At 64.1% G+C, this 26,860-nt stretch carries 25 protein-coding genes; 7 read left to right on the top strand and 18 right to left on the bottom strand.

The annotated features are described in order from the left end of the window. Window positions 1-96 precede the first annotated feature (96 nt). The 7 genes from ACZYGA_RS14335 to ampD form a co-directional block, all read right to left on the bottom strand. Window positions 97-912: an undecaprenyl-diphosphate phosphatase gene (locus tag ACZYGA_RS14335; protein WP_479399450.1), complete on the bottom strand. Its 816-nt coding sequence runs from the start codon at window positions 910-912 to the stop codon at window positions 97-99. A gap of 208 nt (window positions 913-1,120) precedes the next feature. Continuing rightward, window positions 1,121-1,816, bottom strand: coding sequence for a tRNA (adenosine(37)-N6)-threonylcarbamoyltransferase complex dimerization subunit type 1 TsaB (tsaB, locus tag ACZYGA_RS14330; RefSeq protein WP_077380140.1), 696 nt, complete (start codon window positions 1,814-1,816; stop codon window positions 1,121-1,123). A gap of 288 nt (window positions 1,817-2,104) precedes the next feature. Beyond that, window positions 2,105-2,761, bottom strand: a complete 657-nt coding sequence (gene adk, locus ACZYGA_RS14325) for an adenylate kinase (protein WP_077380142.1) — start codon at window positions 2,759-2,761, stop codon at window positions 2,105-2,107. Window positions 2,762-3,298: 537 nt separating this feature from the next. Then, window positions 3,299-4,060: a TerC family protein gene (locus ACZYGA_RS14320; protein WP_077380144.1), complete on the bottom strand. Its 762-nt coding sequence runs from the start codon at window positions 4,058-4,060 to the stop codon at window positions 3,299-3,301. Between the two features lie 224 nt (window positions 4,061-4,284). Next, window positions 4,285-6,363, bottom strand: a complete 2,079-nt coding sequence (aceF, locus tag ACZYGA_RS14315; protein WP_479399449.1) for a dihydrolipoyllysine-residue acetyltransferase — start codon at window positions 6,361-6,363, stop codon at window positions 4,285-4,287. Between the two features lie 105 nt (window positions 6,364-6,468). Further along, a complete protein-coding gene (gene aceE / locus ACZYGA_RS14310; RefSeq protein ID WP_077380148.1) occupies window positions 6,469-9,144 on the bottom strand; it encodes a pyruvate dehydrogenase (acetyl-transferring), homodimeric type in 2,676 nt (891 codons plus the stop codon). Window positions 9,145-9,591: 447 nt separating this feature from the next. Beyond that, window positions 9,592-10,203, bottom strand: coding sequence for a 1,6-anhydro-N-acetylmuramyl-L-alanine amidase AmpD (ampD, locus tag ACZYGA_RS14305; protein ID WP_084207887.1), 612 nt, complete (start codon window positions 10,201-10,203; stop codon window positions 9,592-9,594). Between the two features lie 254 nt (window positions 10,204-10,457). Between ampD and nadC the strand changes: the two genes are divergently transcribed. From nadC to ACZYGA_RS14290, 3 genes are all read left to right on the top strand, one after another. Continuing rightward, entirely contained in the window at window positions 10,458-11,321 is an 864-nt protein-coding gene (gene nadC / locus ACZYGA_RS14300; RefSeq protein ID WP_271303326.1) for a carboxylating nicotinate-nucleotide diphosphorylase, read from the top strand. 110 nt (window positions 11,322-11,431) lie between these two features. After that, entirely contained in the window at window positions 11,432-12,091 is a 660-nt protein-coding gene (locus ACZYGA_RS14295) for a class I SAM-dependent methyltransferase (RefSeq protein WP_279876031.1), read from the top strand. 160 nt (window positions 12,092-12,251) lie between these two features. Further along, window positions 12,252-13,046, top strand: a complete 795-nt coding sequence (locus ACZYGA_RS14290) for an SDR family NAD(P)-dependent oxidoreductase (protein ID WP_404626601.1) — start codon at window positions 12,252-12,254, stop codon at window positions 13,044-13,046. A gap of 96 nt (window positions 13,047-13,142) precedes the next feature. Here the strand turns inward: ACZYGA_RS14290 and ACZYGA_RS14285 are convergent, their stop codons facing one another. The 4 genes from ACZYGA_RS14285 to ACZYGA_RS14270 all read right to left on the bottom strand — a co-directional run bounded on the left by ACZYGA_RS14285 (window position 13,143) and on the right by ACZYGA_RS14270 (window position 15,707). Next, the gene (locus tag ACZYGA_RS14285) at window positions 13,143-13,661 is read right to left on the bottom strand and encodes a GNAT family N-acetyltransferase (RefSeq protein ID WP_404626599.1); all 519 of its coding nucleotides are present in this window, start codon (window positions 13,659-13,661) and stop codon (window positions 13,143-13,145) included. A gap of 107 nt (window positions 13,662-13,768) precedes the next feature. Beyond that, window positions 13,769-14,449, bottom strand: coding sequence for an acireductone synthase (mtnC, locus tag ACZYGA_RS14280; RefSeq protein ID WP_084207884.1), 681 nt, complete (start codon window positions 14,447-14,449; stop codon window positions 13,769-13,771). Continuing rightward, window positions 14,446-15,042: a 1,2-dihydroxy-3-keto-5-methylthiopentene dioxygenase gene (locus ACZYGA_RS14275; protein WP_077380160.1), complete on the bottom strand. Its 597-nt coding sequence runs from the start codon at window positions 15,040-15,042 to the stop codon at window positions 14,446-14,448. Before ACZYGA_RS14275 ends, mtnC begins: the two co-directional genes overlap by 4 nt. Beyond that, window positions 15,039-15,707: a methylthioribulose 1-phosphate dehydratase gene (locus ACZYGA_RS14270; protein WP_404626596.1), complete on the bottom strand. Its 669-nt coding sequence runs from the start codon at window positions 15,705-15,707 to the stop codon at window positions 15,039-15,041. The genes ACZYGA_RS14275 and ACZYGA_RS14270 overlap by 4 nt, the downstream gene beginning before the upstream one ends. Window positions 15,708-15,922: 215 nt before the next feature. Here ACZYGA_RS14270 and tsaA point away from each other — a divergent pair, with 215 nt between their 5' ends. Beyond that, window positions 15,923-16,807 carry a tRNA (N6-threonylcarbamoyladenosine(37)-N6)-methyltransferase TrmO gene (tsaA, locus tag ACZYGA_RS14265; protein ID WP_404626595.1) on the top strand — a complete coding sequence of 295 codons (885 nt, stop codon included), beginning with the start codon at window positions 15,923-15,925 and terminating at the stop codon, window positions 16,805-16,807. A 118-nt stretch (window positions 16,808-16,925) separates the two neighbouring features. Further along, on the top strand, window positions 16,926-17,504 hold the full coding sequence (locus tag ACZYGA_RS14260) for an NADPH-dependent FMN reductase (RefSeq protein ID WP_077380162.1): 579 nt from the start codon (window positions 16,926-16,928) through the stop codon (window positions 17,502-17,504). Between the two features lie 157 nt (window positions 17,505-17,661). Here ACZYGA_RS14260 and purC read toward each other — a convergent pair whose 3' ends face one another. The 4 genes from purC to dapA form a co-directional block, all read right to left on the bottom strand. Then, the gene (gene purC / locus ACZYGA_RS14255) at window positions 17,662-18,378 is read right to left on the bottom strand and encodes a phosphoribosylaminoimidazolesuccinocarboxamide synthase (RefSeq protein ID WP_077380164.1); all 717 of its coding nucleotides are present in this window, start codon (window positions 18,376-18,378) and stop codon (window positions 17,662-17,664) included. A 194-nt stretch (window positions 18,379-18,572) separates the two neighbouring features. Continuing rightward, a complete protein-coding gene (locus ACZYGA_RS14250; RefSeq protein WP_077380224.1) occupies window positions 18,573-19,355 on the bottom strand; it encodes an MBL fold metallo-hydrolase in 783 nt (260 codons plus the stop codon). A gap of 86 nt (window positions 19,356-19,441) precedes the next feature. Next, a complete protein-coding gene (locus ACZYGA_RS14245) occupies window positions 19,442-20,380 on the bottom strand; it encodes a hypothetical protein (protein ID WP_077380166.1) in 939 nt (312 codons plus the stop codon). Further along, entirely contained in the window at window positions 20,380-21,264 is an 885-nt protein-coding gene (gene dapA / locus ACZYGA_RS14240) for a 4-hydroxy-tetrahydrodipicolinate synthase (RefSeq protein ID WP_077380168.1), read from the bottom strand. Before dapA ends, ACZYGA_RS14245 begins: the two co-directional genes overlap by 1 nt. A gap of 447 nt (window positions 21,265-21,711) precedes the next feature. Between dapA and ACZYGA_RS14235 the strand changes: the two genes are divergently transcribed. Further along, on the top strand, window positions 21,712-22,188 hold the full coding sequence (locus ACZYGA_RS14235; RefSeq protein ID WP_404626592.1) for a peroxiredoxin: 477 nt from the start codon (window positions 21,712-21,714) through the stop codon (window positions 22,186-22,188). Window positions 22,189-22,354: 166 nt separating this feature from the next. On the opposite strand, the gene ACZYGA_RS14230 is transcribed toward ACZYGA_RS14235, so the two are convergent. After that, window positions 22,355-23,449: an AI-2E family transporter gene (locus tag ACZYGA_RS14230; RefSeq protein WP_077380172.1), complete on the bottom strand. Its 1,095-nt coding sequence runs from the start codon at window positions 23,447-23,449 to the stop codon at window positions 22,355-22,357. Next, window positions 23,446-23,751, bottom strand: a complete 306-nt coding sequence (locus ACZYGA_RS14225) for a sulfurtransferase TusA family protein (RefSeq protein ID WP_077380174.1) — start codon at window positions 23,749-23,751, stop codon at window positions 23,446-23,448. The genes ACZYGA_RS14230 and ACZYGA_RS14225 overlap by 4 nt, the downstream gene beginning before the upstream one ends. Before the next feature lie 206 nt (window positions 23,752-23,957). On the opposite strand from ACZYGA_RS14225, the gene ACZYGA_RS14220 reads away from it, so the two are divergent. Further along, the gene (locus tag ACZYGA_RS14220) at window positions 23,958-25,460 is read left to right on the top strand and encodes a M48 family metalloprotease (RefSeq protein WP_136939651.1); all 1,503 of its coding nucleotides are present in this window, start codon (window positions 23,958-23,960) and stop codon (window positions 25,458-25,460) included. Between the two features lie 111 nt (window positions 25,461-25,571). Here the strand turns inward: ACZYGA_RS14220 and nadA are convergent, their stop codons facing one another. Further along, window positions 25,572-26,630 (bottom strand): quinolinate synthase NadA, encoded by a 1,059-nt coding sequence (gene nadA, locus ACZYGA_RS14215; RefSeq protein ID WP_077380226.1) that lies wholly within the window; start codon window positions 26,628-26,630, stop codon window positions 25,572-25,574. Between the last annotated feature and the right edge of the window lie 230 nt (window positions 26,631-26,860).

Raw genomic sequence — 26,860 nt, 5'->3', positions numbered from 1 at the left:
AAGGCGACATGATAAGCGCAAGCAAGGCTGACAGAAACGCCGACGGCGCCGCAAGAGCGACGCCGTCGGAGAAAGACTGAACCTGCCGTGAGCGACTTACAGCAACAGCATGCCGAACAGCAGCACGCCCAGCAGCAGACGGTAGATGACGAAGGGCAACATGCCGATGCTGTCGATGGCCTTGAGGAACAGCTTGATGCACACCAGCGCCGAGACGAAGGACAGCACCACACCCAGTCCGACATCGAACAGCTGGGCTTCACTGCCGGTCTCGATCAGCTCCAGCCCCTTGAGTGAGCCCGCCGCGAGAATCAGCGGAATCGACAGCAGGAAGGAGAAGCGCGCCGCACTCTGACGCTCGAAGCCCAGCAGCAGCGCGGCAGTGATGGTGATGCCCGAGCGCGAGGTGCCCGGAATCAGTGCCAATACCTGGAACAGACCGATGATCAACGCCCCCTTGAGCGTGAGCGTCGCCAGATCCCGCGTGCGCGCGCCCTTGGCATCCGCCCACCACAGCAGCAGACCGAAGACGATGGTGGTCGTGCCGATCACGGCAGTCGAACGCCCGGCCGTTTCCACCACATCGCCCAACAGGCCACCGAAGACGACGGCCGGCAGCGTCGCCAGCAATACCGCCCAGCCCAGACGGCTGTCGTCGGTCTGACGCGCCGCAAGCCCGCCTGAACCGCTGAACTGTCCGAACCAACCAGCGAGGATATTGACGACATCCTTGCGAAAGGCCATCACCACGGCCAGCAGAGTGCCGACATGGACCGCGACATCGAAGGCCAGCCCCTGGTCCGGCCAGCCAAGCACCTGGGAGGGCAGGATCAGGTGAGCGGAGGAGGAAATCGGCAGAAATTCGGTCAGACCTTGAATGACGGCCAACGCCACCACGTGCATGAGTTCCATGAAACATCCTTTTAAGAGTAACGGGCCTCAATGGCCCACACGGACGACAGACATCGCCTGTGGCACTGCGAGGTGCGGTGATGACAGAACGGTTCCCTGTCAGCCGATGCGCGACCGACATCAGGGGGCCGCAGTGTGATGCTGAAACCTTACGGCAGCCTTGGCAGACCACCTGACTGACGCGAGAGGATGGCGATCCCTGGCGCCATCAGCGCCATGCCACCTCGTTGCGCAGATAGACAGGCTGCGCCTCGACGGCAGCGACTGCCTCGCCGCGCGCAAAGGCCTGCGCCGCCAGGATGACCATGTCCTCGGCATCCGGCTGCGGTGCCTCCAGGCGCTGCACGATGCTGGCGCGCAAGGCTTCCGGCAGCGCATCGTGCATGACCAGCCCGGAACCGATGGCCAGCCAGTCGTGCTCACGAAGCTCCTGGGGCAACTCCACGAGTCCCGGCGCCACGACCTGCTCGGGCAGCAGCTGGCTGACCTCGACCTCACCTTCGGCGGAGGTCGCCACACGATAGGCGCCGGTGTAAAGCTCGCCCATGCGGGCATCCAGCATCGGCAACACGAAACGGGCGTGGTGATGGCGATGGGCCTGCAGCGCCAGCGCCGCCAGGGTCGAGACACCGATCACCGGCACCTCAAGCCCGAAGGCCAGTCCCTGGATGGTGCCAGCCGCGATGCGCAGGCCCGTGAAGGAACCCGGGCCGTGGCCATAGGCCAGCGCGTCCAGATCCTTCAACGTCAGCTGGGCATCTGCCAGCAGCGTCTCGATCATCGGCATCATCAGCTGGGTATGCTGACGGGGAGCTTCACAGCGCTCGGCAGTAACAACGCCGTCCTGCCACAGGGCAACGGAACAGGCGGAGGAGGATGCATCAATGGCCAGAAGCGTGGTCATGGGCGGTTCATCATCAGAAAAATGTGACGCGATTCTACCCGTCCGCCGCTAGCAGCAAAAGACGCAGGGTGTCCACGGCAGGTGTCGGCGCTGTGCGTCAGTCGTGCCACAGGCCGCGAACCTGCGCTGGAGAAGGGGTCTGTCGCAACACGCCATTTCGCTTTCGCGACCAAAGAAAACGCCCGCAGACAAAGCCTGCGGGCGTTTTCAAGGCGCTTGATACCGAAAGAGCACATCATGCGGGCCATGGCGGCGCCATAGTCCTCATGCCGTCTCAGGCAACGCGACTCACTGCTCCAGCGCGCTGACCAGCTGGGCACGAATGTCATCGACGGAGCCGATGCCTTCGATGCGATGGTAGGCCGGTGCCTGGGCATCGCCAGTGGCAGACCAGCTGGAGTAGTACTCGACCAGCGGCTCGGTCTGCTCATGGTAGACGGACAGACGGTTGCGCACCGTGGCTTCACGGTCATCTTCACGCTGGATCAAGGCTTCGCCAGTGACGTCGTCCTTGCCTTCCTCGCGCGGCGGGTTGTACTCGATGTGATAGACACGACCGGAATCCGGGTGCACACGACGACCGGACAGGCGCTTGACGATTTCCTCGTCCGCCACGGCGATCTCGACCACGTGGTCCAGCTTCACGCCCGCTTCCTTCATGGCGTCAGCCTGCGGAATGGTGCGCGGGAAGCCATCGAACAGGAAGCCGTTCTCGCAGTCGGGCTGGCTGATGCGTTCCTTGACCAGAGCGATGATGATCTCGTCGGACACCAGCCCGCCGGTATTCATGATCTCCTTGACCTTGAGCCCCAGCTCGCTGCCGGCCTTGACCGCTGCACGCAACATGTCTCCGGTGGAAATCTGCGGGATGTTGAAACGCTCGCAGATGAACTGGGCCTGAGTGCCCTTGCCGGCGCCGGGGGCGCCCAACAGGATCAAACGCATCGGTACTGCTCCTTGAGTGTGCAAATGAAAAGCGTGAAACGGGTGTAAATGGGTCATCCGGGCTTGTGTGCCCTGCCCTCGACGGCAGATGGCCATCCGAGGCGCTCTGGCCGCCGAGCGCTCAAGACGACTCGGCTCACGCGCTGACCTGCGCAGTGTCTCCCCATCGACATGACAGTGAAGGAGACAGCCACGGGGCCTCGAGCGGCTTGCGACCAGGATGAAACAGGAAGCGGACCGACTGGTGGCGTGACCAACACTCTCCACGCACTGACGATCTCATTATGTCATCGCTATGCAACGCAAGGGCTGACGATACCGCTCACACGGCCATCGCACAAGCACACCAAAGGCGCGCATGACGCCCCTTGGCACTGTTTTGGCTCATTGATGACGGACGAGGCGATCGGCGCGTGCAGCGCCTCGTGATCCAGCCTCACGATGGCATGACGCCCCCGCGGCACTCAGTCGCAGGGGCGTCATGGCAGGGTTCCACTCATTTCAGGGTTCAGGCGTCATGGCCTGGGGGTCATGACCTCACTCGGCGACCTCTTCCGCCTGGCTGCTGCGACGCAGCCGCACCGCCTTGGCCCGCTTGCCGCGCAGCCGGATGTTGAGCATTTCCACCGCCAGCGAGAAAGCCATCGCCACGTAGATGTAGCCCTTGGGCACATGGACGCCGAAGCCTTCGACCATCAACATCATGCCGACCATGATCAGGAAGGACAGGGCCAGCATCTTAATGGTCGGGTGGCGATCGACGAAATCACCGATCGGCTTGGCCGCCACCATCATGATGCCCACCGAGATGACGATCGCGATGATCATCACCGTCAGATGGTCGACCATGCCCACCGCCGTGATCACCGAATCCAGCGAGAAGACGATATCGATCAACGCGATCTGGACCATGATCGCCATGAAGCTGGCACCGCCCTTCTTCGCGCCCTCTTCCGCCGGGTCCTCACCCTCGAGGTTGGCATGGATCTCATGGGTGCTCTTGCCGAGCAGGAACAGCCCCCCGAAGACCAGGATCAGATCCCGCCCGGAGAAGCTGAAATCCAGCACGCTGAACAACGGTGTCGTCAGTGACATCAGCCACGACAACGACATCAACAGCACGATGCGCATGCCCATCGCCAGGCCGAGACCGATCATGCGGCCACGTTGGCGCTGAGCCTCGGGCAGGCGCGCGACCAGAATCGACAGGAAGATGATGTTGTCGATGCCCAGCACGATCTCAAGCGCGGTCAGGGTCGCCAGAGCCACCCATGCCGAAGGGTCCATCAACCATTCCATTGTCTTGCTCCTTGTGTGTTGCGAGAACCGGCCTTCCCGGGTAGTGCCAGCACGATGCGGCAGATCGCGGCAGGTTGGCGTGAAGCATCGCATGTTGTGCAGGGCAGCAACAGCTGTCGCCGCCCTGCCACGCCAACGGACATGCACAAAAAAAACGGCCTCCCGAAGGAGGCCGTTCTGTCGACAGGCCATCTGGCACCTGCCCTTGTCATGCAAGGTACGGATCAGAGCAGCAGACGACGCACGTCGGTCAGCACCTGAGCCAGGTACGCCGTGAAGCGCGCTGCATCCGCCCCGTTCACCGCACGGTGATCGTAGGACAGTGACAGCGGCATCATCAGACGCGGCTGGAAGGCAGCGCCATCCCACACCGGCTTCATCTGCGCCTTGGAGACACCCAGGATGGCGACTTCCGGCGTGTTGACGATCGGCGTGAAGGCAGTACCCCCAATAGAGCCAAGGCTCGAGATGGTGAAGCAACCACCGGTCATCTCTTCGCGCTTGAGCTTCTTGGTCTGCGCCTTCTTGGCCAGCTCCACGGATTCGCGGGCCAGCTCCAGCAGGCTCTTCTGATCCGCATTGCGGATCACCGGCACCATCAGACCGTCCGGCGTATCCACCGCGATACCGATGTGCACGTACTTCTTGTGCACCAGCGTCTCGCCGTCAGACTTGAGGCTGACGTTGAACTGCGGATACTTGGCCAGCGCGTGGGCAGCCGCCTTGATCATGAACGGCAGCGGCGTGAGCTTGGCGCCTGCCGCTTCCGCCTCGGCCTTCATGGACTTGCGGAAGGCCTCGAGCTCGGTGATGTCGGCTTCATCGAACTGGGTCACGTGCGGGACGTTGAGCCAGCTGCGATGCAGGTTGGTGGCCCCCGCCTTCATCAGGCGGCCCATCTTCGACTCTTCGATCTCACCGAACTGGCTGAAGTCCTGATCCGGCACCTGCGGGATACCGGCACCGCCGGTGGCCTGCGCGGCAGGGGCTGCCGGCGCGGACTTGGCCTTCTGCATCATCTGCTTGACGTAGGCCTGGACATCTTCCTTCACCACACGGCCCTTCGGACCGCTGCCGGAGACGTCCGCCAGGTCGACACCGAACTCACGCGCCAGCAGGCGAACCGCAGGCCCTGCGTGGACCTTGGCTCCCTTGCTCGGCTTGTGGGCCGCCATCTGGGCTTCCGGGCTCGGCGTACCGGCCGGTGTCGGCTCAGGCTTCTGCTCGGCCTTGTCTGCCTTGGGCGCGGCCGGAGCCTCCGCCTTGGCAGCCTTCGGCGCAGGCTTGGCACCGGCGACCTCGAGGTAACCGATCAAGTCGCCCTCGGACACGGTGTCGCCTTCCTTGACGGAAAGCTCCACCACCTTGCCCTTGTAGGGGCTCGGGATGTCCATGGTCGCCTTGTCGGATTCCAGCGTGATCAGCGCGTCTTCCTCGTTGACCTCATCACCGACGGCCACGGCCATCTCGATGATCGGCACGCTGTCGCTGCCGGAGAGATCCGGGACACGCAATTCCTTGCGCTCCGGCTCACCGGAGGCCGGCTCACCGGAGGCCTGCTCTTCTTCGGCAGCCGGCGCTTCAGAGGCGGTCTCTTCAGACTCAGACGCAGACGCGGAGGATTCTTCCGCCGGCGCTGATTCCGCCGCACTGTCACCGCCTTCACCGGCGATTTCCATCTGACCGATGACATCACCGGACGCGACGTTGTCGCCTTCCTTGACGGTCAGCTTGACGATCTTGCCCTTGTGCGGGCTCGGGACGTCCATGCTGGCCTTGTCGGATTCCAGCGTGATCAGCGCATCTTCGGCGTCGACTTCGTCGCCTTCGGAGACGGCCATCTCGATGATCGGCACGGCTTCGGAGTCACCCAGGTCCGGCACGACGATGTCGACGGTCTGGGTGCCACCGGAAGCGGCCTTCGGTGCAGGAGAGGACTCTTTCGGCGCTTGCTGCTCAGAGGCTTCCTGCTTGGGAGCCTCTTCCTTCGGCGCTTCCTGCTTGGGAGCCTCTTCCTTCGGCGCTTCCTGCTCGTCAGAAGCGTCAGAGGAGGTGTCACCACCGCCTTCCGCTTCCAGCTCCAGGATGTCGTCGCCTTCGGAGACGGTGTCGCCTTCCTTGACGAGAATCTTCACCACCTTGCCGCCCTTCGGTGCCGGCACATCCATGCTGGCCTTGTCGGACTCAAGAGTGATCATGGTGTCTTCGGCGGAGATGACATCCCCGACCGCCACCGGTATCTCGATGATCTCGACATCGGAACTACCGCCAATGTCGGGAACCTTGATGATTTCGCTGCTCAAGATCGTGCTCCTTCCAAAACGTGCACGGGGAGCGACACCCGAATCACCTTCGCATCATCTTGATGTCGAGGATGGAGTGCCGCTCGCCTGTTCCGCGATCTCCGCTCAGACGCTCAGCGGATTCGGCTTGTTGGGGTCGATGCCGTAGGTCTTGATCGCTTCCGCGACCACCTTGCGGTCGATCTCACCACGATCCGCCAGCGCTTTCAGGGCCTGGACGGTGACGAAGTTGCGGTCGACTTCGAAGAAGTGACGCAGCTTCTCGCGGGTATCGGAACGACCGAAACCATCGGTACCGAGCACGTGATAGTCAGCCGGCACCCAGGCGCGAACCTGGTCAGCAAACAGCTTCATGTAGTCAGTGGCCGCCACGACCGGGCCGTCACGTCCTTCCAGGCACTGGGTGATGTGCGGCTTGGCCGGGGTCTCTTCCGGCTTGAGGAAGGCCTGACGATCCAGTTCCAGCGCTTCGCGACGCAGCTCGTTGAAGCTGGTGACGCTCCAGATGTCGGCATCGACACCGTAGTCGTCCTTCAGCATCACGGCAGCGGCTTCGACTTCACGCAGGATGGTGCCGGAACCCAGCAGCTGAACGCGTGCCTTGCCGTCCTTCGCGCCTTCCTTGAGCAGGTACATGCCCTTGATGATGTCGTCTGCGGGCACCGTTTCAAGTTCCGGCTGCTCGTAGTTCTCGTTCATCACCGCCAGGTAGTAGAAGACCGGCTCGTGCTGCTCGAACATGCGCTTCATGCCGTCCTGCACGATGACCGCCACTTCGTGAGCATAGGTCGGGTCGTAGGTGCGGCAGTTCGGGATGGTCGAGGCCAGGATATGGCTGTGGCCATCCTGGTGCTGCAGACCTTCACCGTTCAGGGTAGTACGTCCGGCGGTCCCGCCGACCAGGAAGCCACGTGCCTGCAGATCGCCCGCGGCCCACGCCAGATCACCGATGCGCTGGAAGCCGAACATCGAGTAGTAGACGTAGAACGGCATCAGCGGCAGGTTGTGGTTGGCGTAGGACGTTGCCGCCGCCACCCACGCGGACATGGCGCCCGCTTCGGAGATACCTTCCTCGAGAACCTGACCTTTCTGGTCCTCGCGGTAATACATGATCTGCCCCTTGTCGACCGGCTCGTACTTCTGGCCTGCCGCGGTGTAGATGCCCAGCTGACGGAACATGCCTTCCATGCCGAAGGTACGCGCTTCGTCAGGAATGATCGGCACGACACGCTCGCCGAGGGTCTTGTGCTTGACCAGACCGTTGAGCACGCGCACGAAGGCCATGGTGGTGGACACTTCGCGGCCGTTGGAGCCCTTGAGCTGGGACGCGAAGATCTTGTCGTCCAGCGGCGGGATTTCCAGCGTTTCATACTCGGTGCGACGCTGCGGCAGGTAGCCGTTGAGACGTTCGCGCATGAGGTGCATGTACTTCATTTCCGGGCTGTCGTCCGCCGGCTTGTAGTACGGCACTTCCTCGAGCTGCTCGTCGGTCAGCGGGATACCGAAGCGATCACGGAAGGTCTTGAGCGCTTCGTGCTCCATGGTCTTGACCTGGTGGGCTTCGTTGGCCGCTTCGCCATCGCCCATACCCATGCCGTAACCCTTGACGGTGTGCGCCAGGATGACGGTCGGACGACCATTGGCGTTGTTGACCGCCTCGTGATACGCCGCGTAGACCTTGTACGGGTCGTGGCCACCACGGTTCAGACGCCAGATGTCGTCGTCTGACATGTCCTTGACCAGATCGGCCGTCTCCGGGTACTTGCCGAAGAAGTGCTCACGCGTGTACGCGCCGCCATTGGCCTTGTAGTTCTGGTAGTCGCCGTCGACCGCCTCGTCCATGCGCTTCTGCAGGATGCCTTTCTTGTCCTGCTCGAACAGCGGATCCCAGAAGCGACCCCAGGTGACCTTGAGCACGTTCCAGTCGGCACCACGGAAGACGCCTTCCAGCTCGTCCATGATGCGGCCGTTGCCGCGCACCGGACCATCAAGACGCTGCAGGTTGCAGTTGATGACGAAGATCAGGTTGTCGAGGTTCTCGCGACCCGCCAGCGAGATGGCACCCAGGGATTCCGGCTCGTCACACTCGCCGTCACCCATGAAGCACCACACCTTGCGGTCGTACATGGACTTCAACTCACGCGAGTTGAGGTACTTCATGACGTGCGCCTGGTAGATCGCCTGGATCGGGCCCAGACCCATGGAGACGGTCGGGAACTGCCAGTAATCCGGCATCAGCCACGGGTGCGGATAGGAGGACAGGCCATTGCCGTCGACTTCCTGACGGAAGCTGTCCATCTGCTCCTGGCTGAGACGACCTTCCAGGAAGGAACGTGCATAGATACCCGGTGCCACGTGGCCCTGGATATACAGCAGGTCACCTTCGAAATCGCCTTCCGGTGCACGGAAGAAGTGGTTGAAACCTACATCATAAAGCGTCGCACTGGACATGAAGCTCGAGATGTGACCGCCCAGGCCCTTGTGGGCACGGTTGTTGCGGATCACCTGAGCGATGGCGTTGTAGCGGATAAGCGAACGGATACGACGCTCCATGAACAGGTCGCCCGGCATGCGCGCTTCGCGGTGCACGGGGATACTGTTGCGATGGGGCGTGGTCACCGAGAAGGGTACTTGATGGCCATCACGACGCAGGCGGTCAGCCAGGCGTGACATCAGGTACTGGGCACGATCCTCACCCTCACGATCCAGAACCGATTCCAGGGAGTCCAACCATTCCGTGGTTTCGATCGGATCGAGATCTTCTCTTGCCTCCAGACTCATAGACGTCTCTCCGAGTGAAGAAATTTTTTGTCAGTTGTTCCGACGAAATGCTACATCGGAACCAGTGGCGCTCTTCAGTGTGGGCACAGCCTTCTGAGTGGGCCGCGTCTCCGATAAAACCGCGGCAACCGGAGACTCCGGCTGCCAGATGCGTTGTGCTTCGTGCGTCAAAGCAGGGCACAAGATGCAGTCATTTGGCGTGAAAGATACCGCAAACACCCCCCCGTGCCAATTCGGTGCGCATGGCTGCGCAGCCGTGCGCCATGGACTGGCACCGCCGTGGCCGTGCGGGTCTCGGCCAGTGCCGAGCGGGATTTCCCGCCGCATGCCAGCCGTCGCCTGGAGCACGTCTTGTAATAAAACTACCAACGCGCCCCGTGGCTACGCTCCCTGACCGGAATCCGGCCCCTGCATGCTGCATTGCACCATCGCGAGGCACTTGCGACCTTAGTCCTGAATGTCGTCCAGCAGGCGATCGAAGTAAGCCCAGTCAAAGGCGGGACCAGGATCCGTCTTGCGCAACGGCGCAATCCGCGCATGCGAGGTGATGCGCTCACGGGTCAGCGCCGGGTAGCGGGCCATCAGGCCGGCGACCGTCCGTGCCAGCGTCCGGTACTGCACCTCGCGGTAGGGGTGCACCTCATCGCCCTCGAGCTCGATGCCGATGCTGAAGTCATTGAGCTCCACGCGCTCACGCGCTCCGTCATGCCAGCGCGACCGCCCCGCATGCCAGGCACGACGATCGAAGGGCACGAACTGCACCAGACGACCATCACGCTGGATCAGCACATGCGCCGAGACGCGCAGATGATGGATGTCGGCAAAGTAGGGATGGGCACCGGGGTCGAGCTGATTGGTGAACAGCTGCTCGATGGCCGGCCCCCCGAAGCGCCCCGGTGGCAGGCTGATGGAATGCAGCACCAATGCCGACACTTCGCCCTCGGGACGCGCATTGTGGTTGGGCGACGGTACCTGACGGGCATTTTCCAGCCAGTGCTCAGGGGTGACGGCCAGTCGCGCCAGCTGGCCCGACCATGGGGAGGAAGACGAGGGGGGCATCGATGACTCCAGACGGGAACGACATTGCACGCGGGGCGTGAGTTTCATGACGGCCTGATCGTGACCCTGCCGGCCCGGTGCACCGTCAGGCGAGATATCGCACCGGTATCGCACACAGGGACTGACCGCCCGCGCGGCTTTTCCTATAATGGCGCACATTATGGCATGCTCGGCAGCCATGGGTCTGTGTCGGGGGGCTTCCTGCGGCGCGATACCAGCTCCGGCAGCACTTCTTGCACAAGGATCAGACGCGCATGAACTTCCACGACGCCCTCGCCGAGGATATCCGCACCAGCGCCGCCCGCCTGCTCGCCGAAGATGTTGGCGGTGGCGACATCACCGCCGAGCTGATTCCCGAAAGACAGTGGGCCAAGGCCCGGGTGATCAGCCGTGAGGCGGCCATTCTGTGCGGCGTGCCCTGGGTGGATGAGCTCTTTCGTCGCCTCGACTCGCGTGTCAGTCTCAAGTGGCTGGCCAGCGATGGTGACCGACTCGAGGCCGACACGCCCTTCCTTGAGCTGGAAGGCCCCGCTCGCTCGCTGCTGACCGGAGAGCGCGCAGCACTCAATCTGCTGCAGACGCTGTCCGGTACCGCGACCCGCGCCCACCACTACGCTTCACTCGTGGAAGGCAGCGGCGTGCGTCTGCTGGATACCCGCAAGACGCTGCCCGGCATGCGAGTGTCCCAGAAATACGCCGTCAGCTGCGGGGGCGGCCACAATCATCGCATCGGCCTGTATGACGCCTTCCTGATCAAGGAAAACCATATCGCTGCCTGTGGCAGCATCGCGGCCGCCGTCCGTGAGGCACGCGATATCGCCTCGGACCTGACCTGCGAAGTGGAAGTCGAGAATTTCGCGGAGCTGGAACAGGCGCTGGATGCCGGTGCCGACGTCATCATGCTCGACAACTTCAACAACGATCAGCTCATCGAGGCCGTCGCGCGCAACAAGGCGCATGCCAGGCCAGCCGTGCTGGAAGCCTCGGGCAACGTCAACGAGAGCACCCTGGCCGGCATCGCCGCCACCGGCGTGGATTGCATCTCGATCGGCGCGCTGACCAAGGACGTGACGGCCATCGACCTGTCGATGCGCATCTACACTGTCGAGACCCGCTAGCCAGATGACAGGTGAGTGTCTTCCTGCTGGTCAGCTCCTGTCCTGCTGATGCCACCGGTGACACCGGTCCATCTTCATGACGCCTTGCCATACCGCCAGGGAGGCGCTCCATGTCCTCGCCATCTCCTCATCAGCGTCCGCCTGCCGCCTCCACGGTGTCAGGCGGACGCTGGCAGACCCGCCGCTGGAGCCTCTACGCACCGATCTACGACCGCGTGGCAGCGCGTGCCCTGCGCTCGGCACGCCGAGACGCCATCGCGACACTGGACCTGAAAGCCGGGACTCGCGTGCTGCTGCTCGGCGGCGGTACCGGGCTCGACCTGCCCTTCCTGCCCCGTGACATCGAACTCGAGGTGGTCGATGCCTCGCCCGCCATGCTGCGCCGCTGCCGCGAGCGCGCCGAGGCGCTGGGCTTCGATGCCAACGTCAAGCTGGGCAATGCCATGGCACTCGACTTTCCCGATGGCCACTTTGACGTCGTGATCGCCCACCTGATCTTCGCGGTCGTGCCAGAACCGCAGACAGCCTTCGATGAAGCATTGCGCGTGCTGGCATCGGACGGCGAGATGTCCCTGCTCGACAAGGGCTTGCGCGGTCAGCAGCCAGCCGGGGTGATCCGGCGGCTGCTCAATCCGCTGGCCCGCCTGCTGGCCACCAATCTCAGCGTGCCTCTCGATGGCCTGCTGGAAGGGCATGCCATACAGCGCATGGAAGACCGCGACCTCGGGCCTGGCGGCCTGTTGCGTCACATGCACCTTCGCAAGATCTGATCCGCACCGGCGCTGCCCCTTGCATTGCGCGCCCGGCACCGCCACGCAACAAGGACATCCAGATGACAGCAGCGAGCCGATTCGTGACCGTTGTCCCGGCACTCACCCAGGTGCCAGGCCATCGTGTGCGAACGCCGTCGCTTGCCGTGAAGGAGGTTGCATGCAGATTGATCTACACGGACGCAGCGCCATCATCAGTGGTTCCACCGCCGGCATCGGCCTTGCCATCGCAACAGGACTCGTCCGCGCGGGTGCCAGCGTCACCCTGACCGGCCGTACCCAGGCACGTGTCGATGACGCCATCGCCCAGCTCAAGCGTGACGTCCCTGACAGCAGGGTACAGGGCGTGGCCGCGGACCTGGGCACGCGCGAAGGCTGCGACACGCTGATCCAGACCGTCCCGGACACCGACATCCTGATCAACAATGTCGGCATCTTCGCCCCACAGGACTTCTTCGAGACCGACGATGACACCTGGGAGCAGTTCTTCCAGGTCAACGTGATGTCGGCGGTACGCCTGTCCCGCCACTATGCGCGTGGCATGAAGGAGCGCGACTGGGGGCGCATCCAGTTCCTGTCCAGCGAGTCGGCGCTCAACATCCCCAGCGAGATGGTCCATTACGGCATGACCAAGTCCGCCGTCCAGTCCGTCTCACGCGGGCTCGCCAAGGTGCTGTCCGGCACGCAGGTCACCGTCAACGCCATCCTGCCGGGGCCGACCCGCTCCGAGGGCGTGCTCGAGATGCTCAAGAAGAACGCCGAGGAGCAAGGCAGGACGCTTGAGGAGGTCGAGGCCGACTTCGTCCAGCAGACCCGCCCCACCTCCATCCTCCAGCGCATGGCAAGCCCCGAGGAAGTCGCCAACATGAGCGTCTACGCGGCCTCCGAGCAGGCCAGCGCCACCACCGGCGCCGCGCTGCGGGTGGAAGGCGGTATCGTCGACACCATGGCCTGATCGCCAGCCAGGTCCGTTACCCTGTCGAACGCAAGACGCCCCCGCCGGGTGACCGGTGGGGGCGTCTTCATGTCCGATATCACCGTGACGCACGCGTCACTCGTCGAGACGTTTCTCGAAGCGTTCGCGCTTGAGGCAGATGCCGCCTCGCTTGACGTGCTCAAGCCCCAGACTCTCCCAGCCGCGGCGTGCAAGCCCTGGCGACAGCATCAGACTGGCCTCCAGACTCACCACCCGCACCTTGCGTCGGCGAAGGTCCTGTTCGGCCTCCTCCAGCAAGCGGGTGCCTATCCCCTGCCCGGTCAGCCCCGGGTAGACGTAGAGCATCTCGATCCGGGCCAGCGGCCATTCAGGGGCATACTCGCAGAAGGCGATGCAGCGCCCGTCCCGTTCGGCCACCAGCACTTCGAAGCGATGCTGGCGCGCCGCCCAGCGCTCGGCATCCCTGGACACACGGGACGCCCATTGCTGGCGTTGCGCCAGATCATAGTGACTGGCCGCCCCCTGCATCACGGCCTGATAGAACACCTCGGCCTGATCCGCGGCGTGGCGCGGCTGCGCGGTCACGATGCTGATGCGCGAGGCTGCTGCGCGGCTATCGGTCTGGCTGTGCAATCGTAGGTCCTCCTTGTGCCCCGGGACGGGGCGATTCGCTTTCGGGAATGCGGCTGACTCGCGGTGGCTCAGAGGGTGTCGAGAGACGTCTGATCAGCGACTGCCTCTCACCCGCTGAAGGACACTTCATCGAAGCGACTGGCCTGAGGGTGATCCCCCGTGACCATGCCGGGCTCACGGACCAGCTGCCAGGTCTGGAAGCCGGCGGCCGCGGCGGCATCGAGCTCAGCCACCACATCGGACAGAAACAGGATCTCGGCACCCGGCAGGCCCAGATGCGCGGCAATCCGACGATAACTCTCGGCCTCCTGCTTCGGCCCTGTCGTGGTATCGAAGTAGCCCGCGAACAGCGGTGTGAGATCCCCGGCATCCGAGTGACCGAACAGCAGCTTCTGCGCCTGGATCGAGCCTGAAGAATAGACATGCAGGGACAGCCCGCGTTCCTTCCAGTCACGCAATCCCTTCACGGCATCGGGATACACATGGCCGGTGAAGTCGCCGTCCGCGTAGCCCTTCGCCCAGACCATGCCTTGCAGGGCCTTGAGTGGCGTGGCCTTGCGATCGGCATCGATCCAGCCTTCCAGGATGCCGATCACGGTTTCGAGGTCCGCCTCGGGCGCCTCGGCCAGCTCACGGGTGGCTGCCAGCTGCTCGGCGACATCATCGCGCTCGGCATTGGCGCGCAGGAAATCGCCCAGATTGGCGCGCGCATAGGGGAACAGCACCTGATGCACGAAGCGAATCGAGCCGGTGGTGCCCTCGATGTCAGTGACGATGGCGCGAATCATGCGGACTCCTGGGAATGCGGGGCGGCAGTCTGGGTGAAGTGTTCCGCCAGCGCTTCATGACGCGGGAAGCGGGCGGCGATGTCGTTGTCGGTGAAGTTGGCGACCCAGCCCTCCGGATTGGTGAACAGGCGGATGGCGGTGAAGTCCGGCGTCGGTCCCATGTCGAACCAGTGCGCGGTACCGGCCGGCACGGCGATCAGGTCATCCTTCTCGCAACCGACCGCCAGCACCCGCTCACCCAGATGCAGGTAGAAGATGCCGCTGCCGCGCACGAAGAAGCGCACCTCGTGCTCCGCGTGGCGATGCTCATCGAGGAACTTGCCCCGCAGCGCTTCCCGCTCGGGGTGATCCGGCGTCAGACCGATCACGTCGGCGGTCACGAAGCCGTTTTCCAGCTTGAGACGCGCGACATCGTCGGCGTAGGCCGCCAGCACCTGAGCCTGGTCGGTGGGATCACGCAACTCGCAGCCCGCCGTCCAGCGCTCGAAGCGGATGCCTTCGGCCTCGAGTTCGCTGGCGATCCGCGCGCCATCGGTCGTGATCAACTGCGGACGCGAGGCGTCCTGTTCGGCGTAGATGGCCAGAAAGCTCATCGCTGTCTCCTCAGTTCCAGTTCACAGCCCATCAGGAAATCGAGCGCTTCGACATGCCGGCGGCAGGCCGTCATGCTGCTGGCCCAGGTATAGAGGCCATGACCACGAATCAGGTAGCCATGCAGGCCGGCATCCGCCTTGAGGCGGGCCCGCACGTCCAGCGCCAGCGCATCGATGTCCTGAGTATTGTCGAACACCGCCAGACGTACTGGCGTCTCATGACTCTTGATACCTTCCAGGGCCTTGTTGAGTTCGAAGCCCTCCAGGTTCAGGGTGTCGCCCTCATGACACAGCGACAGCACGGTGGCGGCCCTGGAGTGGGTATGCAGAATCGCCTGCGCCTGCGGCAGATCCTCGTAGAGCTGGCCATGCAGGCGTGCTTCGTCCGAGGCCTTGCGTGAGGTGCCCAGCAATCTGACGGCGAAATCGCTGACCAGGATATCGCCACTGATCAGGCGGCCCTTGTGGCAGCCCGAGGCAGTCACCGCCATCAGGCGATCACTGAGGCGACAGGAGAAGTTGCCGCCCGTGGCGGGCACCTGACCGGCAGCGTCCAGTGCGCGCCCGGCCTCGATCAACTGCTGGCTCGCCTGCGCCAGATGATCAAGATCCAGCGTCGGCTGCAGGCCATCGGCGGTGGCGGCAATGGCGATGGGGTCTGACATGGTCTGATTGGCCCTCAAGAATCGCGTGGAGCGCTCTCGCTCCGACGCCAGCATCACGACTCAGTGCCGCTGGGCACTGCTCTCGCGGCAGACTACACAAGCCAGCCCGGCGAGACCAGTCATGCCGTACGACGACGAGCATGGCATCATGGCGGCCCGGGATGTCACACGACACCCTGCCCCGTCATCACTTCAGCCTCTGCCACGGTCTTGCCATGTCCTCTTCCGATCAGCCCGCCAGTCCCCATCCGACCGCCGACACGGCCGAGCGCCCGATGAGCGATGCCGCACTGGCCAGGCGCATGCCGCAGCTGCCCCCTCATCTGCGTGAGCAGGCCATGGCACTGGGGCAACAGACCATGCAGCCGGTGGGCATCATCGAGAGCTGCTACCCGGACAAGTTCGGCATTCCCCGCCAGCCGGGTCTGGCACGCCATGCCACCGCCATCCTGCACCTGCTGCCGCCCTTCGATGACCCGGACTGCGTGCGCGACATCGACGGCTTCAGCCACCTGTGGATCCACTTCCTGTTCCACGCCAGCCCCACACGCTGGACGCCGCTGATCCGCCCGCCACGCCTGGGTGGCAATGCACGCACCGGCGTGTTCGCCTCGCGCAGCACCCATCGCCCCAACCGACTGGGCCAGTCGGTGGTCGAGCTTGCAGGCGTCGAGACAGGCGCCAGCGACAGGCCGGGGGGCAGACAGACGGGCAGGCACAGCGGCGTGCGCCTGCTGCTGCGCGGCCATGACCTGCTGGATGGCACGCCGGTGATGGACATCAAGCCCTATCTGCCGTGGGTCGATGCCGTGCCCCAGGCACGTGCCGGTTACGCGCCTGCCCCGCCGCCACGCCATGCCGTCATGTTCAGTGACGAGGCCGAGCAGCAGCTTGAACAGCGCTCCGACAGTGCCACGCTGCGCGCGCTGATCGAGGAAGTGCTCGCCCAGGACCCGCGCCCCGCCTACCACGCCGCCAAGACTGCCGATGGCAAGCGTCAATATGGCGTGCAGCTGGTGGACGTGGATGTGCGCTTCACGGCGTACACCCAACCCGACGGCAGCCTGACGATGCAGGTCGCCGCCATCGTGGCCAGCTGAACGAGAGAGCGGTACCAGATCAGGACAATGCCAGATTGCATTGGCGAACCGTCACGACTCCTGACCATACTGGGCGTGCATTCCAGCATCTTCACGTGTTCCACCGGGAGTCCGCCGCATGAGTATTCGTCTGCTTGCCTTTGCCGCCAGTACCCGCAAGGCCTCCGTCAATCGGCGCCTGATCACTCGCCTCGCCCATCTGGCCGGCGATCAGGGAGCCGAGATCAACCTGCTCGACCTCAACGACTTCCCGATGCCGCTCTACGATGGGGACAGCGAAGAAGCCAACGGGCGTCCTGCCAGTGCAGACCGTCTGCAGGCCCTGTTTGCCAGCCATCAGGGGCTGTTGCTGGCCACCCCGGAATACAATGGCTTCTTCAGCCCATTGCTCAAGAACACCTTTGACTGGCTGTCGCGTCCGGACACCGAAGGCCAGAGCGGCATGGATGCCTTGCGCGGCATGCCGGTCGGCATCGTCTCGGCGTCCCCGGGCGGGATGGGCGGCATGCGCGCCCTGCCGTTCGTGCGACTCTATCTGAACAACCTCGGCATGCTGGTCGCTCCCCAGCAGATCGCGGTATCCCGGGCAGGCAGTGCCTTTCGCGAGGATGGCAGCCTGGATGACGAAGGTCAGGATCACGCGCTGGCGAGTGTCGCACAGCAGGTGATCGAACTGGCGAGACTGCGCCACGGGTAACGCCTCCGTACCGCTTCACCTCTGCACATGCGAACCGCTGCACATGCGAACCGCTGCACATGCAAACCTCTGACACGAGACGACCCTCCTGCCACTGGCAGGAGGGTCGTCTCGTTCATGCGTGCATCGTGAGTGAGGCGGCGGCCTCACGCCATGCTCACGCCGTGAAATCGATCCCGATACGACGGCCGACTTCCTCGTAGGCTTCGATCACGCCGCCCAGCCCCTGACGGAAGCGGTCCTTGTCGAGCTTCTCGCGCGTCTCGGCATCCCACAGACGGCAGCCGTCCGGCGAGAATTCGTCACCCAGCACGACCTCACCCTTGAAGACACCGAACTCGAGCTTGTAGTCGACCAGCAGGATGCCGCCATCGAGGAACAGCTGCTTGAGGATGTCGTTGACCTGGAAGGTCAGTTCCTTGGCGCGCGCCAGGTGCTTGGGCTCTGCCCAGCCGAAGGTCTCGACCAGCGATTCGTTGATCATCGGGTCGCCCTTCTCGTCGTTCTTGAGGAACAGCTCGAAGGTCGGCGGATTGAGCTCGAGGCCTTCCTCGACACCCAGACGACGCACCAGTGAGCCGGCGGAGATGTTACGCACCACGCACTCCACCGCCATCATGTCGAGACGCTTGACCAGACACTCGTTGTCGCTGACCAGACGCTCGAAGTGGGTCGGGATACCGGCCGCCTTGAGCTTCTCCATGATGAAGGCATTGAACTTGTTGTTGACCATGCCCTTGCGGTCCAGCTGCTCGATACGCTTGCCGTCGAAGGCACTGGTATCGTCGCGGAATTCCAGCAGCAGAAGATCCGGATCGTCGGTGACGAAGACGGATTTGGCCTTGCCAGCGTAGAGCTCTTCACGCTTTTCCATGAGATTCCCCCTGATGACGCTAGTCGCGTCGAGTGTTGAGGCGGTCGACGATGAATCGATCACGCTTGAGTCTGTCACGCCCAGTCGAGAAGGACCGTGGCGTTGGTGTATGGCGTGATTCGAGAGCTGTCCATCTGGTCAGCTCATCCAGAATCACAAACGCCCGATCGCGAAGCGACCGGGCGTCATGAGTATCAGGCGATGGCCTGCCAGCCAAAGCCGCTATCCTGCGCGGAGATGATCAGGCGGCTATCGTCATCCGCAAGCCAGGGGGCCAGTGCCTCCCGGGCCAATGACGGATGATTGTTGCTCTCCGACAGGTGCGAGGCGACCAGCCGCTGCAGGCGCTCCAGCCCCAGATACGGCAGCGCGGCACAGGCCTGGGCGTTGGCCAGATGGCCGAGCCGTCCACCGACCCGCCGCTTGAGGCTGGGCGGATAAGGGCCACTGGCCAGCATCTGCGGGTCGTGGTTGAACTCCAGCACCAGACCATCGCAGTCGGCAAAGCAGCTCAGCACGTGCTCGCTGACGTGACCGAGGTCCGTCAGCACGCCCAGACGCCGCGTGGCCGTCTCGCCACGTCGGCTGAACACGAACTGCACCGGCTCACGTGCATCATGCGGCACGGTCACCGGCAGGATCTCGAGATCCTTGATCGCGAATTCCTGCTGCGGCGTGATCAGATGACGGCTCGGCAACGTGCCCAGCTTCTTCGCGCGGCCGGCAAGCCAGGTGCCCGTGGTCAGATGCACCGGCACACCATGACGGCGCGCCAGCGGCCCGATGCCTCCCAGATGGTCACCATGTTCATGGGTGACCAGCACGGCATCCAGCTGCGAAGGATGCACCCCGAGCCGCGCCAGACGCGCCTCGCTCTCCTTGAGCGTGAAGCCACAGTCCACCAGCACCAGCGCCTCGCGCGTGCGTATCAGCGTGCCGTTGCCCTTGCTGCCACTGCCCAGCGAGGCCATCGACATCACGCCGCTGCGGGCCGGCGCCGAGAACGCAGCCGCCTCATCCGACGCAAGGTCGAATGAGGCGGCAGACGCATCAAGCAGCATGCTCAGCGCAGCGTCGACGCCACGGCGTCGAGTAGCTCGCGGGCCAGTGCAGGCGTGGTCTCTTCACCGTCGGCGCGCTTGGCTGTGACCAGCGTATGATCCTGCTCGCCACGCAGCGTGAGCACCATCGGCAGCGGCTCGCCATCCCCGCCGATCCCCAGCCAGCCACCGTCGCGATCTTCCCGCGGGATGTAGTTGACCATGAATTCGCCACGTGAGCGGTTCTGATCCACCAGCTTCTGGTAGTCGGTGTTGAAGTTCTTCTGCAGCTGGTAGAGCAGCTCGGCCCAGCTGCGCTCGGTATCCAGTGCCAGGTCGATCTGCCAGGTACCGTCACGGCCTTCCAGACGTACCCGGTCGTCACGGCTGAGCGACTGCGCCGCCAGCGAGACACCGCTGTCTGCAGGCGAGGCGGCCAGATAGCCACGCAGCGCGTTCAGGCAGCTGCCGGAGACGTCACCGCCCTGCTGACAACGCACTTCAGAGGCGTCGGCACGCAGGCCCTGATTGACGCTGATCACGCCCTGGCTGGTGGTGATCTCGCCCTTGCCGGCATCGATGCTCTGCACGTCCAGCTGCTGGTCACGCGCGAAGGTCTGCAGGCGCGTCCAGACCGCCGCAGGCGCGGCATTCACCGCCAGCCAGCGGGCATCGCCACTCTGACGCAGGGCGACGAATTCACGCTGTCCCTTCTCGCTGGTCGCCAGCGGCTGCGGACGCGGCGCCTCGAAGTCATCGCTGGCCAGGAAATCGCTGCTGGCCTGTGGCACCGGCATCGAGTCCTGATATTCGGCACGATTGCGTGTCTCGGGCAGCTCGAGCGGCGGCGCGATGCTGGCGTCCGCATACTCGCTGTTGCGGTCATAGTAATAACCATCACTGGAGCAGCCGGCGACCGCGAGAGCCGTCAGCAGGGCCAGTGGCACAAGACGCTGACTCATCAGTTGAGCACCTCGGCCAGTTGCAGCGCTTCATCGACCGTGGAGTGATACTGCTCGGACAGCCAGGTCAGCGGCAGACGCACGCCGGCTTCCGGTGCCAGCGCCATGCGATGCATGGCGTACTTGACCGGAATCGGGTTGGATTCGACGCCCATCGCGGAGTGCAGCGGCATCAGGCGCGTGTTGATCTGGTGAGCACGCTCTGCATCGCCGGCGACGGCGGCGGCGCACATCTCGTGCATCAGGCGCGGTGCGACGTTGGCCGTCACGGAGATGTCACCGTGGCCGCCCATCAGGATGAAGTCGCAGGCCGTGGGGTCATCACCGGAGTAGAGCGCGAAATCGGTGCCCTTGAGGCGGTCGATCAGCTCCTGACCACGCTCCAGATTGCCGGTGGCATCCTTGAGGCCGACGATGTTGTCGAGCTCGGCGAGGCGGAAGACCGTCTCGTTGTAGATATCGGAGCAGGTACGACCCGGCACGTTGTAGAGAATGACCGGAATGCCGGCCTGCTCGGCGACGGCCTTGAAGTGCTGATAGAGCCCTTCCTGGGTCGGCTTGTTGTAGTACGGCGCCACGGAGAGGCAGTAATCCGCACCGACTTCCTTGGCATAACGGGCAAGCTCGACGGCTTCGGAGGTGGCGTTGGCGCCAGTCCCGGCGATGACCGGAATCTTGCCGGCGACCGTCTCGACCACACAGCGGATCACATCGAAGTGCTCCGCGAAGGACATGGTGGTCGGCTCGCCGGTAGTGCCGGCGGCGACGATGGCATCGGTGCCATTTTCGAGGTGGAAGGCGACCAGCTGGCGCAGGGCGTCCCAGTCGATCTCGCCGGTGGCCTTCATCGGGGTCGCCAGTGCGACAATGCTACCTGTGATCATCCCTCGAATTCTCCTCTGGTGCCTGATGCGCCAGGCGTGTCCCTGTGCTGTTGAAACAGCAGATCCCGGGGACAGACATCTGACATAGATTGGTTGACGCAGGACTCTGATTGCGTGGGCACGCCGACACGCGAGTCGCGCCAAGGGTGATGATGTTACAAAGACCATCGAAGCCTGTACAGACGCCATCTGCACCGGTTGTGCAAAGCGATGGATTCCCTCGCCTGTCCACGGGACAGATGCACGCCGGACGGGCCCGATGACGCCGGTCGCCAAGGCGGTGAAACACAAGAGTTCTGCCCCGTCTTTGACAAGTTCGGGCGCCCTGCGTGTAATGCAGGACATACCGCAGAACCGGGCAAGCGCGATGCCCATGACTGCCGGTTTTTTTCCTCATTCCACACTGTCAGCCGCCACATGGCCGTCAGTCATCGCCAGGAGAGCACGATGAGCGTCAGCCTCGGTCAGCCAATTCCCGATTTTTCCGCACAAGCCACCAGTGACACCGAAGTCACCCCGGCGAGCCTCAAGGGCAAGCAAGCCGTCATCTATTTCTACCCGAAGGACCACACGCCGGGCTGTACCACCGAAGGCGGTGACTTCCGCGACCACCTCAAGGAATTCGAAGCGGCCAACACCGTGATTCTCGGCGTCTCCCGCGACAGCCTGCGCACCCACGAGAACTTCCGGGCCAAGCAGGGCTACCCGTTCGAGCTGATCAGCGACCCGGACGAGACTCTGTGCAAGATCTTTGACGTCATTCACATGAAGAAATTCATGGGCAAGGAAAGTCTCGGCGTGGTGCGCTCCACCTTCCTGATCGACGCCGACGGCAACCTGGCGCGCGAATGGCGTGGCGTGAAGGTCAAGGGCCATGTCGAGGAAGTGCTGGACGCCGCCCGCGAGCTCGACGCCGGCAAGTGATGCTCGCCGGAAGGCTGCCAGCCCCGAGCGTCAAAGCCTGTCTGTGCGCAAGGGTCCTGCTGGAGGGCCATGGCGGTGAAACGCCGCCACTCGCCCATGAAAAAGCCCCGCCGATCGGCGGGGCTTTTTCATGCAGGCGACACGGGACGAGGCCCGGGACATGCGCTCAGCTCTGCACTTCTTCTTCGGGCAGGCCTGCCTCGGCGCGGGAACGACGCGGCCAGGCGTAGAGCAGCGACTTCATCAGCGTGGCCAGCGGAATGGCGAAGAACACGCCCCAGAAGCCCCAGATCCCGCCGAAGAACAGCACGGCCAGAATGATCGCCACCGGGTGCAGATTGACCGCCTCCGAGAACAGCAACGGCACCAGCACGTTGCCATCCAGTGCCTGGATGATGCCGTAGGCGATCATCACGTACATGAAGGTATCGCCCAGCCCGAAATGGAAACCGGCCACGGCGGCCACCGGCAGGGTCGCCCCCGCCGCCCCGATGTAGGGAATCAGCACCGAGAAACCGACCACGATGGCCAGCAGCGCCGAGTACGGCAATCCGAAGATGACGAAGGTGACGTAGCTGACGCCACCGACGATGACGATCTCGATCACCTTGCCGCGCACGAAGTTGGCGATCTGGTCATCCATCTCGTTCCACACCCGACTCATCAGCAGGCGCTTGCGCGGCAGCAATGCCAGCGTGAACTCCACCAGCCGCTCGCGATCCTTGAGCATGAAGAACACCAGGATCGGCACCAGCACCAGATAGATCACCACGCCCATCAGGTTGCCGAGCGACGCCAGCGACAGGGACACCGCACGTTGCCCGAACTGGGTCAGCTCACGCCCGGCGGCGCCGACCCACTGCTGGACCTGCTCCGGCGTGATCAGGCCGGGGAAGCGCTGCTGCAACTCGCCCAGCCAGCGCTGACCCGAGGCGAACATGCCGGGAATCTCCTGGATCAGATTGGCCAGCTGATGCCAGACCAGCGGCAACAGGATCAGCGCACTGGCCAGCATGATGCCCATGAACACCAGCGTCATCAGACTGACGGCGGCCAGACGCGGCAAGCCGAACCGCTCCAGAAAGCTCACGCCGCTCTGCAGCAGGAAGGCGACGATCAAGGCCGTGAAGAATGGCGCCAGCATGCTGCCCAGCCAGATGACGGCCGCGAAGACCAGCACCAGCACCAGAAACAGCACCACCGCCTCCTCATCGGAGAAATAGCGCTCCAACCAGCCACGCAACAGGGTCTTCATGGTCATGAGGGGTCATCCTCCGTGAGCGCCTTGATCACGAAGCGATAATCACCCGCGGCCGTCTCTTCACGCGAGACCAGCGCGTGATCGCTCAGCGCCAGATAGGCGGGGATGTCACCCCAGGCGCCGGCGTCGCTGGCGAGGACCTCGAGTTGCTCGCCGGCACTCATGCCAGCCAGTGCCAGCTTGGTGCGCAGCAGCGGCAACGGACAGTGCAGGCCGCGCGCATCGAGCGTTGTCAGGTGGGTATCGGCCGTGGAATCAGCCGTCGGATTCGCAGTCTCAGCGCCAGGTCGTTCGAATGCCATCTGCCCTTCCGTTCTCGTTATGATGTTCTGCCACACGCATGAAGGGTGCAGCTTGAAAACGCCCCGATTTAAGGGCACCTTGCCTGACAAAGCAACTTTCCGCCCCGCCACCCCCTGAGAGTGAGGGGGCGCCAGGTCAGTCCGGCTCACTTCATATGTCGTGCGGGCCGACTGTGCCTTGCACCTTATTGAAGAGGATTGCCTGCATGTCGTTGCTGTCCCCCTTGAGCGGTCGCGTTCGTCACGCACGCACCACACGCGTCACCCTGTCCAGCCTGCTGCTCAGCCTGACGCTGATGGGCGCCTCCCTGGCCAGCCCCTCCGCCGTGGCGCAGAACGACTATGGACTGCCGGACCTGGGCAGCGCCAGCGGCGGCATTTCCAGCAACGATGAATATCGTATCGGACGCGCCTGGCTGCGCCAGTTCCGCGCCCACGTGCGTGAATGGGATGACCCTATCACGCTGGACTGGATCAATGGCATCGTTCGCAAGCTGGCGCCCTGGAGTGAGCTGGACCGCAATGACTTCATCATCACCCTGGTGGCCAGCAGTCAGCTGAACGCCTTCGCCGTGCCCGGCGGCGTGGTCGGCGTCAATACGGGGCTGTTCGCCTTCGCGCCGGACCGCGACGCCTTCGCCTCGGTGCTCGCCCACGAGCTGGGCCACCTCTCCCAGCATCACTTTGCCCGCAACATGGAACGTCAGGCTGAAACTCGCCTGCCGACACTGGCCGGTTTTCTCGCCGGCATGGTGATCGCGGCCGGCGGTGGCGGCTCGGCCGGTCTCGCGACCATGGCCGGCACCCAGGCGGCGGCGATCTCGGATCAGCTGGCCTACTCACGCCGCTTCGAACAGGAGGCCGACCGTGTCGGCATCGAGGCGCTGGCGCGTGCCGGCTTCGACCCCGAGGCCATGCCCCGCATGTTTCGCGCCATGCAGCGCATGGCCAGCCTGCAGGGCAGCAACGCGCCGGAATTCCTGCTGACGCACCCGGTCACCGAAGCACGTATCGGTGACACCCAGGCGCGTGCCGATGCCCTAGAGACCGCGACCCCTGATCCGCTGGGCACGCTGGCCTACGAAATGATACGCGCCCGTGCCCTGCTGGCGCTCAACCTGAGCCAGCCCTCCCAGGGGCTGGTGACCTTGCGTGAGGATTCAGCCGATCCGGATGCCATCGCCTACTACCAGGCACTGGCGGCCGCCGAGAATCACGAGATCGACAGTGCCCTCGCGGCGCTGGACCGCCTGCACGACAAGCATCCCGACCTCACCCTGATCAGCGCCAGTGCCATCGAGGTCGCCCGGGATGCACGTCGCTATGACGAGGCCACGCAACGCGCCAGACGCCTGCTGCGCCTGCAGCCGGATTACCTGCCGACACGCCTGGCACTTGCCGAGGTCAGGCTGCAGCAGGACCCCGCCAGCGCACGCCAACAGCTGGAAGACATGCGCCGCGAACATCCCGATGATCCCAAGGTGTGGAATCTGGCGGCCGAGGCCAGTGGCCGCAGCGGGCATCAGGCCGAAGCCTTCCTGTACCGGGCGGAATTCGAGCAGCTCGAGGGACGCATGGACAGTGCCTTCGCCCAGCTGAAACTGGCCGATGAGGCGGCGCGCAAGGCAGACGACTTCGCGCTGGCCAATCGCATCAATGCGCGGCGTGAGGACTTCAAGGACTACCGCAACGCCATCGAAGCGTTCTGATCTCCCCCGCCCCTTCCCGCCGACAATGAAAAACCGCCGCCCCGACTCCTCGGGTGCGGCGGTTTGCGTCGCCTGCCTGCAGCGCCTCTCGTCGATCAGGCGTCGGCGTGATCAGCCACGATTGAACTCCAGCATGCGGGTCAGCGGCTTGAGCGCGCGCTCACGCAGGCTGTCGTCGACGAAGATTTCCTCGCCGTTGGCCTCGGCGGGATCACGGCGCAGCACCGCGGCCAGATTCTCGAGACCATTCATCGCCATCCACGGGCAGTGCGCACAGCTCTTGCAGGTCGCGCCATTGCCGGCGGTCGGCGCCTCGAACAGCTGCTTGCCCGGTGCTGCCTGCTGCATCTTGAAGAAGATGCCGCGGTCGGTGGCGACGATCATCTGCTCGTGAGGCAGCTCGACGGCGGCCTTGATCAGCTGGGACGTGGACCCCACCACGTCGGCAAGCTCCACCACCGACTGCGGCGATTCCGGGTGCACCAGCACCGCGGCGTCAGGGTGAACCTTGAGCAGGTCGGTGATGCCCTGGGCGCGGAACTCGTCATGCACGATGCAGGCACCATCCCACAGCAGCATGTCAGCGCCGGTCTGCTTCTGCACATAGGCGCCCAGATGCTTGTCCGGGGCCCAGATCAGCTTCTCGCCCTTCGCGTGGAGGTGCTCGATCACGTCAACGGCGATGGAGGAGGTCACCACCCAGTCGGCACGCGCCTTCACCGCCGCCGAAGTGTTGGCGTAGACGACCACGGTACGATCGGGATGGGCATCACAGAAGGCGGCGAATTCGTCTTCCGGGCAGCCCAGATCCAGCGAGCAGGTCGCCTCCAGCGTCGGCATCAGCACGCGCTTCTCCGGGGAGAGGATCTTGGAGGTCTCGCCCATGAAGCGCACGCCGGCGACGATCAACGTCGAGGCGTCATGACGGGCGCCGAAGCGCGCCATCTCGAGGGAATCCGCGACACAGCCGCCGGTGTCCTCGGCAAGCTGCTGGATGGCGTCATCGCAATAGTAATGGGCGACCAGCACGGCATCACGCTTGACGAGCAGCTGCTTGATCTCGGCGATCAGCGCGGCATCCCCTGCCGCGGGGCGGGTCGGGCAGTACGCACGGGCGAGGTGCTCTCGCACCTGCTCGCGGACGCTATCGTGGGCCTCACGACCCGGCATGGCATTTGTCAGGCTGTTCATGTGTCTCTCACCTAGCCCACAGGGGCTCCCCCTGTGCTGAGTGGGTCAGGGCCCGGCCATGAGCACGAACGGCGCGTGGCGGCCCTCCCTTGCGCTGCAGCTGGGCTCCCCAGACTGCAACTGGTGCCTTGGGCGTCTATCGCCCTTGGCGGTGTCCTGTCGAGCGTCATCCTCTGAAGGACATGAGCCGTGGCTCGCGCACAAGGATA

This window comes from Cobetia sp. BL01 (assembly GCF_056493605.1).
This window is presented reverse-complemented; position numbering and strand designations above follow the sequence as displayed.